The 16,579-nt window shown below is 66.1% G+C and carries 14 protein-coding genes and 1 pseudogene; 9 read left to right on the top strand and 6 right to left on the bottom strand.

What is annotated here, in order from left to right; translation table 11 throughout:
* The first annotated feature begins 1 nt into the window (after position 1).
* The 7 genes from WMC41_RS25035 to WMC41_RS25065 all read left to right on the top strand — a co-directional run bounded on the left by WMC41_RS25035 (position 2) and on the right by WMC41_RS25065 (position 6,571).
* Entirely contained in the window at positions 2–1,516 is a 1,515-nt protein-coding gene (locus WMC41_RS25035; protein WP_432348630.1) for an aldehyde dehydrogenase, read from the top strand.
* 23 nt (positions 1,517–1,539) lie between these two features.
* Positions 1,540–2,622, top strand: a complete 1,083-nt coding sequence (locus WMC41_RS25040) for an LLM class flavin-dependent oxidoreductase (RefSeq protein ID WP_432348631.1) — start codon at positions 1,540–1,542, stop codon at positions 2,620–2,622.
* 2 nt (positions 2,623–2,624) lie between these two features.
* Complete coding sequence (locus WMC41_RS25045) at positions 2,625–3,437, top strand: alpha/beta fold hydrolase (protein WP_245082530.1); 813 nt, start codon at positions 2,625–2,627, stop codon at positions 3,435–3,437.
* Positions 3,430–3,819: a carboxymuconolactone decarboxylase family protein gene (locus tag WMC41_RS25050; protein ID WP_432348633.1), complete on the top strand. Its 390-nt coding sequence runs from the start codon at positions 3,430–3,432 to the stop codon at positions 3,817–3,819. The genes WMC41_RS25045 and WMC41_RS25050 overlap by 8 nt, the downstream gene beginning before the upstream one ends.
* 148 nt (positions 3,820–3,967) lie before the next feature.
* The gene (locus tag WMC41_RS25055; RefSeq protein ID WP_272807991.1) at positions 3,968–4,801 is read left to right on the top strand and encodes a transporter substrate-binding domain-containing protein; all 834 of its coding nucleotides are present in this window, start codon (positions 3,968–3,970) and stop codon (positions 4,799–4,801) included.
* Positions 4,802–4,859: 58 nt separating this feature from the next.
* A complete protein-coding gene (locus WMC41_RS25060; protein WP_272807992.1) occupies positions 4,860–5,834 on the top strand; it encodes an amino acid ABC transporter permease in 975 nt (324 codons plus the stop codon).
* The gene (locus WMC41_RS25065) at positions 5,831–6,571 is read left to right on the top strand and encodes an amino acid ABC transporter ATP-binding protein (protein WP_432348636.1); all 741 of its coding nucleotides are present in this window, start codon (positions 5,831–5,833) and stop codon (positions 6,569–6,571) included. The genes WMC41_RS25060 and WMC41_RS25065 overlap by 4 nt, the downstream gene beginning before the upstream one ends.
* Positions 6,572–6,590: 19 nt before the next feature.
* Here the strand turns inward: WMC41_RS25065 and WMC41_RS25070 are convergent, their stop codons facing one another.
* Positions 6,591–7,871: an ArgE/DapE family deacylase gene (locus WMC41_RS25070; RefSeq protein ID WP_432348638.1), complete on the bottom strand. Its 1,281-nt coding sequence runs from the start codon at positions 7,869–7,871 to the stop codon at positions 6,591–6,593.
* A gap of 286 nt (positions 7,872–8,157) precedes the next feature.
* On the opposite strand from WMC41_RS25070, the gene WMC41_RS25075 reads away from it, so the two are divergent.
* Positions 8,158–9,087, top strand: coding sequence for a sulfurtransferase (locus WMC41_RS25075; protein WP_245082546.1), 930 nt, complete (start codon positions 8,158–8,160; stop codon positions 9,085–9,087).
* A 104-nt stretch (positions 9,088–9,191) separates the two neighbouring features.
* A complete protein-coding gene (locus WMC41_RS25080) occupies positions 9,192–10,361 on the top strand; it encodes a YeeE/YedE family protein (RefSeq protein ID WP_432348640.1) in 1,170 nt (389 codons plus the stop codon).
* Positions 10,362–10,478: 117 nt separating this feature from the next.
* Here the strand turns inward: WMC41_RS25080 and WMC41_RS25085 are convergent.
* The 5 genes and pseudogenes from WMC41_RS25085 to WMC41_RS25105 all read right to left on the bottom strand — a co-directional run.
* A pseudogene (locus WMC41_RS25085) lies at positions 10,479–11,624 on the bottom strand (MFS transporter); the annotation flags it as partial.
* Positions 11,621–13,114, bottom strand: coding sequence for an ABC transporter permease (locus tag WMC41_RS25090; protein ID WP_432348642.1), 1,494 nt, complete (start codon positions 13,112–13,114; stop codon positions 11,621–11,623). The pseudogene WMC41_RS25085 and the gene WMC41_RS25090, both read right to left, overlap by 4 nt.
* Positions 13,111–13,959 (bottom strand): ATP-binding cassette domain-containing protein, encoded by an 849-nt coding sequence (locus WMC41_RS25095; RefSeq protein WP_432348644.1) that lies wholly within the window; start codon positions 13,957–13,959, stop codon positions 13,111–13,113. Before WMC41_RS25095 ends, WMC41_RS25090 begins: the two co-directional genes overlap by 4 nt.
* A 3-nt stretch (positions 13,960–13,962) precedes the next feature.
* The gene (locus tag WMC41_RS25100; protein WP_432348646.1) at positions 13,963–14,931 is read right to left on the bottom strand and encodes a glycine betaine ABC transporter substrate-binding protein; all 969 of its coding nucleotides are present in this window, start codon (positions 14,929–14,931) and stop codon (positions 13,963–13,965) included.
* 41 nt (positions 14,932–14,972) lie between these two features.
* Complete coding sequence (locus WMC41_RS25105; protein WP_432348648.1) at positions 14,973–16,325, bottom strand: LLM class flavin-dependent oxidoreductase; 1,353 nt, start codon at positions 16,323–16,325, stop codon at positions 14,973–14,975.
* Between the last annotated feature and the right edge of the window lie 254 nt (positions 16,326–16,579).

The following is a 16,579-nucleotide window of genomic DNA, read 5'->3' on the forward strand; positions in this document are numbered from 1 at the left end:
CATGAAGACGACCGTCAGCACCATCGAAGGTTCGCGCCAGCAGCTGTTTATCGGCGGCGAGTTCGTCGCGCCGAAGAACGGCAACTATATCCGGAGCTTCGATCCGACGACCGGTGAGCCCTGGTACGAATTCGCCGAGGCCGACGCCGACGACGTCGAGGCCGCCGTCGGTGCGGCCACCGCCGCGTTTCGCGATCCCGCCTGGCGCCGCATGACGCAGACCGATCGCGGTGCGCTGGTCCGCCGCCTCGCCGAATTGGTCCGCGCCAATGCCGATGCGCTCGCCGAGATCGAGACGCGCGACAACGGCAAGCTCCTGAAAGAGACCCGCGCCCAGATGCGCGCCATGCCGGACAGCTACCACTATTTTGCCGGCATGGCCGACAAGCTGCAGGGCGACACGATCCCGATCAACCGGCTCGACACGCTGAACCTCAACCTGCGTGAACCGCTCGGCGTGGTCGGCATGATCACGCCGTGGAATTCGCCGCTGATGCTGCTCACCGGCACGCTCGCGCCGTGCCTTGCCATCGGCAACACTGTCGTCATCAAGCCTTCCGAGCATGCCACGGCCTCGACGCTGGCGCTCGCCGAACTCATCCATGAAGCGGGCTTCCCGGCCGGCGTCGTCAATGTGGTGACCGGTACGGGCAGGAGCGCCGGCGAGGCGCTGACGCGTCATCCCGGCGTCGCCAAATACGTCTTCACCGGCAGCACCGCGACCGGCCGCCGCATCGCCGGCAATGCCGCTGAAAACCTCGTGCCCTGCTCGATGGAGCTTGGCGGCAAGTCGCCCCATGTCGTCTTCGGCGATGTCGATATCGAGCATGCGGTGAACGGCGTCGTCTCCGGCGTCTTCGCCGCCGCGGGCCAGACCTGCGTGGCCGGCTCGCGCTGCTTCGTCGAGGCCGGTGTCTATGACCGGTTCATCGAGGCGCTCGTGGCGCGGACCCGGCGCATCCGCGTCGGCCTGCCGACCGTCGACGACACCGATATCGGCCCGCTGGCACTCGCCGACCAGCTTTCCAAGGTGGAATCCTACGTCGCCTCGGGCGTCAGGGAAGGCGCGAAGGTCGCCGTCGGCGGCGGCCGGCCGCAGCAGGCGGAGCTTGCGCCGGGCGGCTGGTATTTCGAGCCGACCGTCATGGTGGATGCCGGGAACGACATGGCCTTCATGCGCGATGAACTCTTCGGGCCGGTCGTGGGCGTCATGCCCTTCCGTAACGAGGAGGAAATGATCGAGCTCGCCAACGACACGCGCTACGGCCTCGCCTCCGGCATCTGGACGAAGGACATCGACCGGGCGCTGCGCTTCGCCAGCCGCATCGATGCAGGCACGGTCTGGATCAACACCTACCGTTCCGCCTCCTTCATGTCCGCGAACGGCGGCTTCAAGGAAAGCGGCTACGGCCGGCGTGGCGGCTTCGAGGTCATGTACGAGTTCTCGCGGCTGAAGAACGTCATCATCGACTATTCCGGCGCCATGCAGGACCCCTTCGTCATCCGCCTCAAATAACAAGCATCGAAAGGCAGAATCCCATGAAGTTCGCAGTCTCGCTCACGATGGAACGTTTTTCGCCCGGGGTGCCGATGGCCACGGTGAAGAACAATCTGCTGACGCTGGCCCGCATGGCGGATGAGGGCGGTTTCGAGATGCTCTGGACGGCCGAGCACCACACGCTCGAATGCACCATCTCGCCGAACCCCTTCCAGACGCTCGTCTGGCTGGCGCAGCATACCGAGAACATCCGGCTCGGCACTTCGACGCTCGTCGCGCCCTACTGGAACCCGATCCGGCTTGCCGGCGAATCGGCGCTCTGCGACCACCTGACGAACGGCCGCCTCGAATTCGGCATCGCCCGCGGTTCCTATCAGTACGAGTTCGACCGCATGGCCGGCGGCATGCCGCAGCAGGAGGGCGTGGCCTACATGAAGGAGCTGGTGCCCGCGGTGAAGAAGCTGTGGGCCGGCGACTATGCCCATGAGGGCCATTACTGGAAGTTCCCGGTCACCGCCGCCGTGCCGAAGCCGCTGCAGGCGCCGCATCCGCGCATCTGGGTCGCCGCGCGCGATCCCGGTACGTTCGACTGGGCGATCGCCAACGGCGCTTCCATCCTCTCGACGCCGCTTTCCGCCCCAGCCGCGGAAATCCAGGTGCTTGCCGACAAGTTCGAGAAGGCCGTGGCCGACCATCCGGAAGTCCCGCGCCCACGTTTCATGATGCAGCGCCGCACCTGCGTCTACGACCGGCCGGACGGCTGGGAGCGGGCCGTGCGGCACAGCATGGACTACGGCCGCGCCTTCGAGAACCTGATGCAGAACATCGGCACCGTGAAGGATGGTTTTCCCGAGGCCGTGCCCTACGAGGCGGTGAAGGGCAAGGAGAACTACAATCCGGACAATATCCGCAGGAACCTGATGTTCGGCACGCCGGACGAGGTGATCGAAAAGCTGATGGTCTATGAAGCCGCGGGCGTCGACCAGTATTGTCTCGGCCTGACCTTCAACCTGCCCTTCGAATTGCAGAAGCGTTCGATCGAGCTCTTCGCCAAGGAAGTCATGCCCGTCTTCGCCGCGCGCGAGAGCGAGCGCAAGCGCAAGCGGGCCGCCGTGGGACACTGATCATGGACGACACGCAAGAGCACAAGGTCGGCGAGGTCACGCTCAACTATCGCATCGACGGCGATGGCGGCGAGCCACTCGTCTGCATCCACGGGGTCGGCTCCTATCTGGAGGCCTGGTCGGGCGTGGTGGAGCGGTTGAAGGATCGCTTCACCATCCTCACCTTCGACCTCCGGGGGCACGGCAAGTCGAGCCGCGTCAAGGGCCGCTACGAGATCGACGATTTCGTGACCGAGACGCTGGCGCTCGCCGACAAGGTCGGGTTTTCGACCTTCAACCTCGCCGGCTTTTCGCTCGGCGGCCTGATCGCCCAGCGCCTCGCGCTGACCCGCCTTCCGCGTCTGCGCCGGCTCGTGCTCCTCTCCACCGTCGCAGGCCGCACGCCGCAAGAGCGCGAGCAGGTGCTGTCCCGGCTCGCCGCGCTTCAGGCGGGAACCCCGGCCGATCATCACAATGCCTCGCTCTCGCGCTGGCTTACGGAGGCGTTTCAGGAGAAGAACCCCGACGTCATCACCTGGCTCAGAGCGCGCGATGCGGAAAACGACCCCGACTGCTACGCATCGGCCTATCGGGTTCTGGCCGAAACGGATTTTGGCGGTTTTCTCGACCAGATCCGCTGCCCGACGCTGATCGCCACCGGCGAGGATGATGTCGGCTCAAACCCGCGCATGGCCCGCTACATGCACGAGCGCATCCCGGGATCGCGGCTCGTCCTCTTCCCGGGCCTGCGCCATTCCATCCTCATCGAAGCGCCCGACGTCGTCGCCGATGCCATGGGCGATTTCCTGACAGGTACGGAGGCGGCCCATGGATGAGGCTTTGCGGAAAAAGGGCGAGGGCGTGCGCCGGCATGTGCTCGGCGACGACTATGTCGACCGCGCGATGGGCGCGGCAGACGCCTTTTCGAAGCCCTTGCAGGATATGCTCAATGAATATTGCTGGGGCATGGCCTGGACGGATGACGGTCTGGACCTCAGGCAGCGCAGCCTTCTCAACCTCGGCATGCTGGCGGCAAGCAACCGCATGCATGAATTCGGCCTGCATTTCCGCGGCGCGGTCCGCAACGGCCTGACGGACAGGGAGCTTCAGGCGGCGCTTGTCCAGATCGCGGTCTATTGCGGCGTGCCGGCCGGCGTGGAGGCCTTTCGCGTCGCCCGCGCGGTCCGCGCCGAGATGGCGGGGGAGGGCGCGATTTGATTTCCGTCATTTCGGCGGAGCCTTGCGGCGCATGCTGCTTGGGAACGCCGGAAGACGCAGGAGGCGACGGGCCTCAAGATGGCACACAACGGCGGGGAGAGGAACCCGCGCCGTCAAGGAAACGACAACGGACAGAGGGAACAAAGGCATGATCAGAACCACGATATTTGCGGCACTCGCCGCCTCTCTCGCCCTCTCGCTGGCGGCCGCGCCGGCGCAGGCCGGCGAAGTGCTCGACCGCGTGCTCGCGGCCAAGAACCTGAAGGTCGCGACCGACGCCAACTGGGCGCCGCAGTCCTTCGTCAACGACAACAACGAGATGGACGGTTTCGATATCGACGTCGCCAAGGAGATCGGCAAACATCTCGGCGTTTCCGTCGAGTTCGTGACGCCGGGCTGGGACATCATCACCGCCGGCAAGTGGCAGGGCCGCTGGGACATGCATGTCGGCTCGATGACGCCCACCAAGGCGCGCGCGGCGCTCTTCGACTTCCCCGCCGTCTACTATTACACGCCCGCGGCCGTCGCCGTGCACAAGGACAGCAAGGCCGAAAAGCTCGCCGATCTCGAAGGCAAGCGCGTCGGCGTGACGGCGACATCGACCTTCGAGGCCTACGCCAACCAGGACCTGACGCTGGACGCCGCCGGCGCGCCGGCCTTCACCTACGAATTCAAGCCGGGCGAGGTGAAATCCTACGCCAATTCGACGACCGCCTTCGACGACCTGCGCCTCGGCGACGGCACGCGCCTCGACGCCGTCGTCTCCTCGCTGCCGAGCATCCTCGACGCCGAAAAGGCCGGATACCCGATCAAGCAGCTCGGCAAGCCGGTCTTCTTCGAGCCGCTGGCGGTCGCCGTCGAGCATGGCGATGCGGAGCTGAGCGCGAAGATCGCCGAAGCCGTCAAGGCCATGCAGGCGGACGGCACGCTGAGCAAGCTTTCCGTCAAGTGGTACGGTGTCGACTACACGGTCACGCAGTAACATCCCACCGGTGCGTGCGGCCCCGCCTGCGGGCCGCACCAATCTTCAAGGAGCGGAGATGCTGTATCCCGATACCGTCGAATCGGAAGTCCTCGTCCACAAGCCTTGGTTCGTCGCCACCCTTTTCGTGGTGGTCTTCGCCGTCTTTCTCGCCTTCGACCTCACGGGAACGTCGATGGGCGAGCTGATGCGCCCGGTGATCGGCGCGCCGGCCGAAAGCGGCTTCTACGGCCGGTTCGCCATCGGCCTCGTCATCGCCGTGCTCTTCTGCCTGAACATCGTGCTGATCGGCTTCGCCTCTCTGAGGGTGCAGGTGGCGATCGTCTGGTTCGAGTTGCTCCTGCTCTTCCTCGCCTTCTTCACGACCTTCAATCTCAGCCTGCCGTTCATCGCGGAAAAGCTGCCCTTTATGATCACGCAGGGCCTGTTCACGACGATCTACGTCTCGGCCATCTCGATCGCGATCGCCTCCGTCATCGCCATTCTCGGCGCGGTGGCCAAGCTTTCGACGAACGGCTTCGCCTACGCGATCGCGAGCTTCTACACCTCCTTCTTCCGCGGCCTGCCGCTTCTGATGCAGGTCTATCTCATCTATCTCGGCCTGCCGCAGCTCGGTTTCATCATCGATGCGGTGCCGGCCGGCATTCTCGCGCTCTCGCTGTGCTACGGCGCCTATATGACGGAGATCTTCCGCTCGGGCATCCAGAGCATCGACCGCGGCCAGTGGGAGGCCTCGCGCTCCATCGGCTTCGGCTTCGGGCTTACCATGCGCAAGATCATCCTGCCGCAGGCGTTGCCCGTCATCATTCCGCCGACGGGCAACCAGTTCATCTCGATGCTGAAGGACAGTTCGCTCGTCTCGGTCATCGGCGTCTGGGAGCTGATGTTCCTGGCACGCACGCTCGGCCAGAAGACCTTCCAGCACATGGAGATGCTGATCTCCGCCGCCATGCTCTACTGGGTGGTGTCGATCTGCCTCGAACTCATCCAGTCCCGCATCGAACGCCACTACGCCAGGAGCAAAGTGCGATGAGCGAGAAGATCATCGACATCCGCAACGTCTCCAAGTGGTACGGCGCCTTCCGCGTGCTGACCGATGTGAACCTGACGGTGGAGAAGGGCGAACGCATCGTCATCTGCGGCCCGTCCGGCTCCGGCAAATCGACGCTGATCCGCTGCTTCAACCGGCTGGAGGCGCACCAGCAGGGCGACATCGTCGTCAACGGCATCACGCTGCACGACAGGATGCGCGATGTCGCCGAAGTGCGCAAGAATGTCGGCATGGTGTTCCAGCACTTCAATCTCTTCCCGCACATGACCGTGCTGATGAACTGCATGGTCGGGCCGATGTGGATCAAGGGCGTGCCGGAGGGGGAGGCCCGCAAGACCGCGCTGAAGTTCCTCGAACGTGTCCGCATTCCCGAGCAGGCGAACAAATACCCCGTGCAGCTCTCCGGCGGCCAGCAGCAGCGCGTGGCGATCGCCCGTTCGCTCTGCATGCAGCCGGCGGTCATGCTGTTCGACGAGCCGACCTCGGCGCTCGACCCGGAGATGGTGTCCGAGGTGCTGGAGACGATGACGAGCCTTGCCCGCGAGGGCATGACCATGGTCTGCGTCACCCACGAAATGGCCTTCGCCCGCGCGGTGGCCGACCGGGTGATCTTCATGAATGCCGGCCAGATCATCGAACAGGGCAAGCCGGATGACTTCTTCGGCAATCCGCAACACGAGCGAACCAAGCTGTTCCTCAGCCAGATTCTGAAGCACTAGGCAATTCCGGAGACCGTCGTCAGCCTTCCTGCACGCCGCACCAGTCGGCCGCAAAGAGCGCCAGCGTCTTGGTGACACGGCGCAGCGAGGAGAGGCTGACCCGCTCGTCGATGCCGTGGATGTTTTCCGCGATGGGACCATAGACGAGCGACGGGATGTTGCCGTGCACGGCGAAAATGGTGGCATCCAGATAACAGGCCATGACATAGGACCTGAGGCCGGCGCCCGCATGGGCGGCAGCGTGCGCGGCGCGCAGGCTTGTCTCCGCGTCGGTACCTTCGGGCAGCTCGTAGCCGGCCTGCACGACCCCGACCCATGTGAGCGTGACCAGGTTTTCTCCGGCGAAAGCCGGATCTTCGGCCGCGATCCGCTCGATGAATGCTTCGACTTCGGCCGTGCGCATCCTCGGGTCTTCGCCGGGGTAAAAGCCGATCCGGCCCTCTGCGACGCAATCGCTCGGGATGGAGGCGATCCAGTCGCCGCCGGTGATCGTGCCGATCGTCAGGGCGACGGGGTTGGGAAGATCCTCGAACAGAGGCTTGCCGATCCGCTCGGCGATCCATTCGGCTTCCAGCCGCCTCAAGTGCCCGATCAGGCGGATCATCAGGTCGATGGCGCTCTGGCCCGATTCCGGTTCACGCGGATGGGCCGGACGCCCCTTCGTCTCGAGCCGGAACTTGATCACGCCGGCATTGGCGCGCACGAGCTGCTCGTCGGTCGGTTCCGGGCTGACGATCGCATCGGCGGTGAAGCCTTCGGCGAAAAGCGTCGCCGCGCCATTGCCGGTGATTTCCTCCTCCACGACGGACTGCACCTGAACGTCGCCACGAAGCGAAAGCCCGGCTGCCGCGATGGCGTCGAGCGCGAAAATGGAGGCAACGAGGCCGGCCTTCATGTCGCCGGCGCCGCGCCCGTAGAGCCAGTCGCCATCCCGGCGAGGCTCGAAGGGTGGAGTGGACCAGCGGTGGGGGCTCCCCGCCGGCACCACGTCGACATGCGAGTTGAAAGCGAGCGAGCGGCCTCCGGTGCCCGCCCCGGCCTTCCGGCCGACGACGTTCCAGCTTTCCGCATAGTCGACCGTCGCCGGCGAGAATGCCGGGTGCCGGCCGATTTGGGAGGCATTCGTGCGCACGCGGTCGACCGCGAAACCGCGTTGCCTCAGCGCTGCCGCGAGGAAATCTTGCGCCGCGGCTTCCTCGTTGCGCAGCGATTTGAACCGGACCAGCGCTTCCAGGAACGCAACCTGATCGTCGAAAAGCCGATCGACGGCGCTGAGGATTCGGTCGTTGATGGATGACATGGCAAGCCTTGGTAAAAATGCAAAAATATGGAGGTTCGAGGCACCGTAGTCCCTGTCCCGTCCAATTCAAGCGGGTTCAGTCGAGGACGAGCACGATGAACCATTCGGCCGCATGTTGAACTCGTTGACCGTGAGGCCCTCGGACCGATCGATCGGGAAGGTGCGGGCAACCGGCGGATAGCAGGGGAGTTTAAATTCTACATAAATTATAGAATATACTCCCTTCCGAACGTTCCGGAAGCAGGCGATGCTTTTCCCGTTGCTATCGAACTCAGGGGAAAACGACATGAAGGGTATTTGGGGCATCAATACGCTTTCGGCCATCGCGCTTTCGACGACCTTTCTTGCAGGATCGGCATCGGCGTCGGACGCGCTGGTCGATGCGAAATGGCTGCAGGACAATCTTTCCAACCCGAAGGTCCGCATTTTCGAGGTGAGCGTCGATACGGGCGTCTATGAGCGCGGCCATATTCCCGGCGCGGCGCATCTCGACTGGCATACCGACCTCGTGGATCCCCAGAAGCGGGACATTGCCAGCCGCGAGGCCTTCGAAAAGGTCTTGCGCGATGCCGGCGTCGACAAGGATACGACGATCGTCCTCTACGGCGATAACAACAACTGGTTTGCGGCCTGGGGCGCCTGGGTGTTCGAGGTCTATGGCCTCGGCAGCCAGGTCAAGCTGCTCGATGGCGGGCGCAAGCTCTGGGAAGCGCAGGGCCTGCCACTCGACACGGCCGTTCCCGATCACGCCGATTCCACCCTGGCGCTTGCCGACCGGGATGATTCCGTGCGTGCCCGCTTCGTCGATGTCGTCGCGGTCGCGGAAGGCAAGAACGATATCAAGCTCGTCGATATCCGCTCGGCCGACGAATATGCCGGCAAGATTTTCGCGCCGGAGGGCGTGAAGGAACTGTCCGTGCGTGCGGGCCACATTCCCGGCGCCGTCAACGTTCCGTGGGGCACGATCGTCAAGGAGGATGGCACGTTCAAATCCGCCGACGAGATCAGGGCGATCTATGCCGAAAAGGGTGTCGACGGCTCGACGCCTGTCATCACCTATTGCCGCATCGGCGAGCGATCGAGCCACACCTGGTTCGCGCTGAAGAAGATCCTCGGCTACGACGTGCGCAACTATGACGGTTCCTGGACCGAATACGGCAATGCCGTCGGCGTGCCGGTGAACAATATCGCCGGCACGATCTGGACCGGCAAGTAACAGCGGTTCCCGAAGGCGCGGCGCCTTACGCCGCGCGGGATGCCGACGCGGGTGGACATCCTCCCAGGTCCACCCGCATTTTCATGTCCAGCCGCCGGATCGCCATGTCTTCCATCGCCGCCCGCTCTCTTTCCGTCTCGGTGCTCGCCCTCCTTGCCGCCTGGAGTGTCTGGCTGGCGCAGGATGCTGCCGGACGGGTGCTCTCCTTCGCGCTGATCGCCGGCAGCGCCTTCGGCATCGTCCTGCAACGGGGCCGTTTCTGCTTCCTGTGCAACCTGCGGGACTTCGTGGAAAGGCGGGACGCATCCGGCGTCATCGCCATTCTCGTGGCGCTCGCCGCGGGCATCGTTCTGTACCAGGCCGTGCTCGGGGCCTGGGTGCCGGTGCCGCAACCGGATCGCCTGCCGCCGAATGCCCATATCGGCCCGGTCGGGACGGTGCTCGCATTTGCCGCCTTCACCTTCGGCCTCGGCATGGCGCTCTCCGGCTCCTGCCTTTCGGCGCATCTCTACCGGCTGGGCGAGGGGGCCTTCGGCTCGCTCGCCGCGCTGCTCGGCGCCGCCGCGGGCTTCCTGCTCGGCTTTTCGACATGGAACGCGCTCTATACCTGGACGGTGTTCGACGACCCGCCGATCTGGCTTCCCGGTGTTTTGGGTTATGCCGGCGCCACGATTGCAGGGCTGCTCGCGCTCGGCGCGCTCGCATGGCTGGTCCTTCGCAACGCCGCCCCGCCGCAGCATGCCGGCCTCCACCCTGCCTCGTCCTTCGAAACGGTCTTCGTCCGGCGCTGGCCTCCGGTCGTCGCAGGCCTCCTCGTCGCGACGATCGGCGCCTTCGCCTATCTGCGCGTCGCGCCGCTCGGCGTGACGGCGGAACTGGGCAGTCTCGTGCGCACCGGTGGCCTGTCGCTGGACCTCGTTCCCGAGACCCTCGTCGGGCTGGACACGGTTCGCGGCTGCGTGAGCGCGGTGAAGACGGCGCTGCTTTCACCGAACGGCGTCTTTGTCATCGGGCTGGTTCTGTCGAGCTTTGCCTCCGCACTCCTCGCGGGGCGCTTCGACCCCTCATGGCCCGGTCCGCGCGGCCTGGCCGCGCGCTTTGCCGGCGGCGTGCTGATGGGGTGGGGGGCGATGACGGGCCTCGGCTGCACTGTCGGCGTGCTCCTCTCCGGCATCCAGGCCGGCGCCGTTTCGGGCTGGGTCTTTCTCGTCTTCTGCGCGCTGGGCGCCGTTCTCGGTCTGGCCGGCCAGCGCCGGCTCGCGCGCAACGGCTGACGCAGCGTCTTCGCGCCGGGTGCTTGCGGTTCTGAAATAGATGCGGCGCGCGACGGGCAAGGCGGCCGCCACGATCAGGGCGAACAGCGCCGCTGCGGTGCCGATCATCGTCTGAAGGTCGAACCACTCGGCCAGGGCGCCGAGGGCAAAGGCGCCGAGCGCCGGAGCGGCGCGGAAGACGAGCATATAGAGCGCCAGCACGCGACCGCGCATCGCGGGCAGGCTGAGCGTCTGCGCCATGGATTGCATCGCGATGTTGCAGACGACGTGGAACAGGCCCGCCACGGCAATGGCCGGCAGGGCGAGGAAGGCGGAGGTGCTGAAGGCGAAGACCACCAGGGCAAGGCAAATGCCGAGCGCCGCACCGTAGCTTGTGCGCACCAGCGCGGGCGCGCTCTGTCGCCGCAGCATCCAGCTCGCTCCCACGAAGGCGCCGATGCCCTGCGCGCTCATCAGCATTGCCAGCATCTCCGGTCCGCCCTCGAACGAACCGCCGGCAAGGGCGGGGAAGAGCTCGGTAAAGGGCCGGGCGAGCAGCGAGAACGACGTCGTCAGCACGAAGAGCATGGCGATGGCCGGCTCGCCGGCGATGTAGCGAAAGCCGGCCAGGACATCGCCGGCGAGCGGTGCGGAGCGGGCCGCATGCGGCGTGTGATCGATCCAGCGCCGAACGTGTACGAGCGCCGCGAAGGTGGCGGTGAGGGCAAGGGCGTTGAAGACGAAGACGCTTTCGATGCCGGTCTTGACGATCAGGAGCCCCGCGATGGCCGGCCCGGCCGTGCGGGCGATATTGACCGCGATGGAGTTCGTGGCAATGGCCTGCGACAGCCGCCCCTCGGGTGCCAGCATGCCCGTCACCAGCATCCGCGCCGGATTGTTGAAGCCTTGCAGCGTGGCATCGATGACGGCCCAGAGGAGCAGCAGCCACGGCATCATGCCGCCGGACGTCAGGAGCAGCCAGATGGCGCCGCAGTTGAGCACCGTCAGGGCCTGGGTCAGCCGGATCAGCCGGTACGGGTTGCTGCGGTCCGCGACGGCCCCGGCAAGCGGCGCCACCCAGATGGCGGCGATCAGGTCGCTGAGCGCGATCGCCCCGATCCATGCGGGCGAATGGGTAAGATCCCAGGCAAGCCAGCCGACGGCCGTCTTCTGAGCCCAGGCGCCCATGAAGCCAGCACATTGGGCGATGGCGAAGACGATGAAGTTGCTGCTGCGCGGCGGCGGCTTCGGGGAGGTGGAGGCTTCTTCGGCGGTGGACGTCATTGCACCCGCCGCCCCTGCACGACGCGATCGAGAACGATGGCGCAGAGCAATATGGCGAGCCCGGCAAGGAGGCCCTGGCCCTGCGCGGCATATTGCAGGGCATGCAGCACGTCCTCGCCCAGGCCCTTCGCACCGATCAGCGCGGCGATCACCACCATGGAGAGGCACATGAGGATCGTCTGGCTGACGCCGGCCATGATCGATGGCGCGGCCGTCGGCAGGTCGACCTTGAAGAGGATGAAGGTCCGGGATGCGCCGAAGGCGACGGCGGCCTCGCGCACGGAGGCCGGGACGGACGCGATGCCGAGCGCCGTCAGCCGGACGACGGGCGGAATGCCGAAGATGATCGTCGCGATGATGCCCGACGGCTTGCCGATGCCGAAGAGCGCGATCACCGGAATGAGATAGACGAAGGCCGGCATGGTCTGCATGAAATCGAGCAGCGGGCGCACGATTGCCGCGACGCGCCGGTTGTAGCCGCACAGCACGCCGAGGGGAATGCCGGTCGCAATGGAGATGAGCGCCGCCGTGCCGAGAAGGGCGACGGTCTGCATGCTCTTTTCCCAGTAGCCGAGGATGGCGAGGTAACTGATCGCGACGAAGGTCAGCAGGAAGACGCGAAAGCCTGCGAGCTGCCAGGCGATGGCGAGGATGATCGCCATCACGACCGGCCATGGCGTCTGTGTGAGGATGCCCTCCATCACGCCGAGCATGCCGTTGATCGCCTTCGTCAGGGTGCCCGCCGCTGGTGAGACCGCGCTGCTGATCGTGGCGATGAACCGGTCCAGCCACGCGGCGGCGCCCGAGTTCCAGGCGGGATCGCTCGGGAAGGCGTCGAAGAGCGTGCGGTCGTTGAAATGAAGAAAGACGATCGGAACGAAGATGGCCAGCAGCGCCGCGGCGCCGGCGGCGTGAAGATGGCTGAACCCCGCCTTGCCCGCGTCGCCTTCCAGCCGCCAGGCGCGGAAACGGCGTTCGGCGATATGATTGGCGAGCCCGCCCGCCACCAGGCGGGAGGCGGCAAGCATGCCGGTGCCGAGCAGGGCCACCAGCCACGCGCCGGTCCTTGCGTCTTCCGCCGCCTGCCGGGCATCCTTCGCCGCCTGCTCCAGGGCCGCGGCGGACCGTGTCAGCGACTTTGCGATGGGCGTACCGGCGTCCCGGTCGTTCGCGGTCTTCGCTTCGAGAAGGCGCGTCGCGGCGAGGGCCTCGAGCCTGTCGGCGCGCGCGCTCTGCCCGGCGCTGGCGCCGCCGCCAAGCGCGAAGGCGATCAGCACCACGGCGAGCAGGTCGGCGATGAGGAATGGCCAGAACGCCGACCAGAGGCGCCGCCCGGCTAGCCAGACGGGGCCGAGGACGGCGGCGGCGATGTTGAGGGAGGGCACATAGCCGCGCCGCTCGCCGATCCGCCGGAAAGCCCGGCGATAATAGGTGCTGTTGATGGCGGCGAAGCGGTCGATGGCCTCGTCCCGCGCCGTGTGGTCGCTCATGCGATGGCTCTTGCTTTCACGATGGGGTCTTGCGCGCGGGCCGGCAGGCGGGCGTTCTGGACGAAACGGCGGACATAGTCGTCCGCGGGCTGCGCCACGAGGTCCGCCGCCGTACCCGTCTGCACGATGCGGCCCGCCCGCATGAGAACGACGCGGTCGGCGATGCGGAAGGCCTCGTCGACATCATGCGTGACGAAGACGGTCGTCTTGCCGAGATCACGCGACAGCGCCATGAACTGGGTCTGGAGATCGTGGCGGATCAGCGGGTCGAGCGCGCTGAACGGCTCGTCCATCAGGAGAATATCGGGATCGGCCGCGAGCGCCCGGGCAAGGCCCACGCGCTGCTGCATGCCGCCGGAAAGCGCGGCGACCCGCCGGTCGCCGAGGCCGTCAAGGCCGACGCGCACCAAAAGCTCGTCCGCCCGGTCCTCGCGCCGTGTGCGCGCCACGCCGCGGATCTCGAGCGGCAGGGCCACGTTGTCGCGCACGGAAAGATGCGCGAGCAGGGCATGCGACTGGAAGACCATCCCGATCCGCCGCGAGCGCAGCTCCCGCAGCGCTCGCGGCCCGAGCGACAGGATGTCGCCGCCGTCGATCCGCACCTTGCCGGCGCTCGGTTCGAGAAGGCGGTTGATCAGGCGCACGAGCGTCGACTTGCCGCTGCCGGAAAGGCCCATCAGGCAGACCAGCTCGCCCTTTTCGACCGACAGGCTCGCGCCGCCGACACCGATGACGGCGCACAGGCGCTTGAGGACGGCGTCGTCCGGCACGGACCGGCGGGCTTCTGCTAGAACCGCCTGCTCGTCCGTGCCGAAAACCTTCCAGACGTCCTCAAGCTCGATCATGGATCAGTTTCCGGTCCAGCCCGCGACGACATCCGGATTGGCCGCGATCCAGTCCCTGGCCGCATCGTCCGGCGCCTTGCCCTCGACGGCGATCGCGAAGGCGAGCTTGCTGACGGCATCGGTGGTGAAGGTCACCTTTTCGAGGATCGCCGCGACTTCGGGTGCGCTTTCCGCGAGCGACCTGGAATAGGCGATATGGATCGCCGCATCCTTGTAGACGGATTTGATCGAGGACTTTTCCAGCCAGTTCGGATCGGACGGCTCGACGAAGGTCCATGCGGCATCGTCGTGCTTCGGCTCCTCCAGCACTTCCAGCGCGTAGCGGGCGAAATTCTGGTGCGGGCCGTAGCAATAGCCGATCCAGCCGGTGCCGGCCTTCACGGCGGCGTCGAGATCGGCGGTCGCGACCGCCTCGTCCGTCGTCTGGAGTTCGAAGAAATCCGCAAAGCCGTAGTCGCGGGCGCGCACCGTCTCGATGTTCGTCGAAAGCCAGCCGGCAGCGCCGATCCAGATCTTGCCCTTGCCTTTGCCATCGGCGGAGAAGACGGCGGCCTTGGCCGGGTCGGCGAGGTCGAAGACGGAGTGGATGTCGTGCTTGTCCGTCGTTGCCTTCGTCGTGCAGTAGCCCTGCGTGCCGGCATAGGAATTGGCGGCGAGCTTCACCTTGCCGCCCTCGCCGGCATATTGATCGACGAGTGCCTGCTGGTTCGGCAGCCAGACATCGGTCCAGATGTCGATCTCGCCGCCATTGCGGTTCAGGGCCTCCCAGATGACGGGCACGGAGCCGGCTTTCACGGCCTCGACCTCCTTGCCGAGCTGCTCCTCGAGCAGGACCTTGACGACATAGGCTGTGCCTTGCGCGGTGGCGTAACCGGGATCGGCGATGGTGATGGGGTTTGCCTGCGCGAGGGCCGGCCAGAGCATGGCGAGCGCCGCCGAGGTCGCGAGGAGGGACTTGATCGTGAGATGCATGGTACGGTCCGTTCGGGTTGCGTTGGGATGATGTTCGGTGTTCAGGCGCGGTTCCGGCCCGCTTCGAAGGGCCGGTTGCGCGCGAGAGGGGGCAGGGCGAGCCGTTCGCGGAGCGAGCCGGTCTGCGGGCCGGGATTGAGAAGACCGCGTTCCCGCAGCAGGGGCACGACGGTGCGGATGAAGTCGTCCTGCCCTTCGGGAAAGGTCGGCGGCAGCAGCATGAAGCCATCGGCGGCGCCGCTTGCGGTCCAGTCCTCGATCTGGCCGGCGATGTCCTCCGCCGTGCCGATGACCTGCCAATGGCCGCGTGCGCCGGCGATGCGGCGGGCGAGGGCGCCGACGGTAAGGCCCTCCGTGCGGGCAAGCTCGGTCAGGAGGACCTGCCGGCTGCGGATGGAGTTCGACACGGGCAGATCCGGAAGCGGGCCGTCGATGTCGACCCCGGAAAGATCGACGTCTCCGAGATAGGTTTCGAGCAGCGAGAGCGCGACGTCGGGCTGGATGAGATCCTGCAGTTCGGCATATTTGTCTTCCGCCTCGGCCGTCGTCCTGCCGATGACGGGGAAGATGCCGGGCAGGATGAGGACGTCGTCGGCGCGCTTGCCCGAGGCCGTGCGGCGCTTCCTGATGTCCTGATAGAAGCTGCGGGCCGAAACGATATCGGTCTGCGCGGTGAAGACGACATCCGCGGTCTTCGCGGCAAGCGCTTTGCCGCTGTCCGACGAGCCGGCCTGCACCAGGAGTGGGCGACCCTGCCGCGAGGGGATGACGTTGAGCGGACCCTTGCTGCGGAAATACCGCCCCTCATAGTCGACGGTCTTCACGGCGTCGGGCTCGAAGAAGACGCCGCTCTGCTTGTCGCGCACGAAGCCGTCGGGATTCCAGCTCCCCCAGAGGGCGAGCACGGCATCGACGAATTCGTCGGCGCGGGCATAGCGGGCGGCATGGTCGAAGTCCGGCCCCGGATTGAAGTTGTCGCTCTCCTGCCGAAGCGACGAGGTGACGATGTTCCAGCCGATGCGCCCGTTGCTGATGAGATCGAGCGAGGCGAGCTGCCTTGCCAGGTTGTACGGCTCGTTGAAGGTCGTGGAGGCCGTCGCCACCACGCCGATCCTCGTCGTCGCGGTCGCGACGGCGGCGGCGAGCGTCAGCGCCTCGAAGCCATGCGACCATTCGTCGACGCGCCGCAGGGCCTCCGCCCGGCTCTTCGGCACGCCGAGGCGATCGGAGATGAAGGCGATCTCGAAGCCGGCGGCTTCGGCTGCCCGCGCGGCATCGATGTAATGCGCGGCGGTGATATTGGCATCGGCGCGCGTCGACGGATGCCGCCAGGCGGCGACATGATGCCCGCTGGGATAGAGAATGGTACCGAGAACGATTTTGCGTGAGGACATGGCGACGAACTTGAAAGGGGCAAACTGTTGCGGTTTCTCGCAAAATAATAAATTCTATAGTTTCTGTAAGGAAATATGTTCTCTTCTGCGGCGCATGTCGGGTTTATTCATCGCGCCCCCGGCGGCGGGCGGAGCACCGGCCTTTCGCGCTCCCGCCCCCGGCAGCAGCCGGCCAAGCCTTTGATCTGCCGAGGCCAAATCGAGGCGCCAAGCGAGGCATCCGCGAAAGCGCACCAGGCCTGCCGATATGCGGA

This window comes from Shinella yambaruensis, from assembly GCF_050859155.1.
GTDB classification, from domain to species: Bacteria; Pseudomonadota; Alphaproteobacteria; order Rhizobiales; family Rhizobiaceae; genus Shinella; species Shinella yambaruensis.

What these genes read in the sequence shown, in the direction of transcription:
- WMC41_RS25045 (WP_245082530.1), top strand. Translation starts at nt 2,625, where the DNA reads ATGGACGACACGCAAGAGCACAAGGTCGGCGAGGTCACGCTCAACTAT.
- WMC41_RS25050 (WP_432348633.1), top strand. Translation starts at nt 3,430, where the DNA reads ATGGATGAGGCTTTGCGGAAAAAGGGCGAGGGCGTGCGCCGGCATGTG.
- WMC41_RS25060 (WP_272807992.1), top strand. Translation starts at nt 4,860, where the DNA reads ATGCTGTATCCCGATACCGTCGAATCGGAAGTCCTCGTCCACAAGCCT.
- WMC41_RS25100 (WP_432348646.1), bottom strand. Translation starts at nt 14,931, where the DNA reads ATGCATCTCACGATCAAGTCCCTCCTCGCGACCTCGGCGGCGCTCGCC.
- WMC41_RS25095 (WP_432348644.1), bottom strand. Translation starts at nt 13,959, where the DNA reads ATGATCGAGCTTGAGGACGTCTGGAAGGTTTTCGGCACGGACGAGCAG.
- WMC41_RS25035 (WP_432348630.1), top strand. Translation starts at nt 2, where the DNA reads ATGAAGACGACCGTCAGCACCATCGAAGGTTCGCGCCAGCAGCTGTTT.
- WMC41_RS25105 (WP_432348648.1), bottom strand. Translation starts at nt 16,325, where the DNA reads ATGTCCTCACGCAAAATCGTTCTCGGTACCATTCTCTATCCCAGCGGG.
- WMC41_RS25080 (WP_432348640.1), top strand. Translation starts at nt 9,192, where the DNA reads ATGTCTTCCATCGCCGCCCGCTCTCTTTCCGTCTCGGTGCTCGCCCTC.
- WMC41_RS25040 (WP_432348631.1), top strand. Translation starts at nt 1,540, where the DNA reads ATGAAGTTCGCAGTCTCGCTCACGATGGAACGTTTTTCGCCCGGGGTG.
- WMC41_RS25070 (WP_432348638.1), bottom strand. Translation starts at nt 7,871, where the DNA reads ATGTCATCCATCAACGACCGAATCCTCAGCGCCGTCGATCGGCTTTTC.
- WMC41_RS25075 (WP_245082546.1), top strand. Translation starts at nt 8,158, where the DNA reads ATGAAGGGTATTTGGGGCATCAATACGCTTTCGGCCATCGCGCTTTCG.
- WMC41_RS25065 (WP_432348636.1), top strand. Translation starts at nt 5,831, where the DNA reads ATGAGCGAGAAGATCATCGACATCCGCAACGTCTCCAAGTGGTACGGC.
- WMC41_RS25090 (WP_432348642.1), bottom strand. Translation starts at nt 13,114, where the DNA reads ATGAGCGACCACACGGCGCGGGACGAGGCCATCGACCGCTTCGCCGCC.
- WMC41_RS25055 (WP_272807991.1), top strand. Translation starts at nt 3,968, where the DNA reads ATGATCAGAACCACGATATTTGCGGCACTCGCCGCCTCTCTCGCCCTC.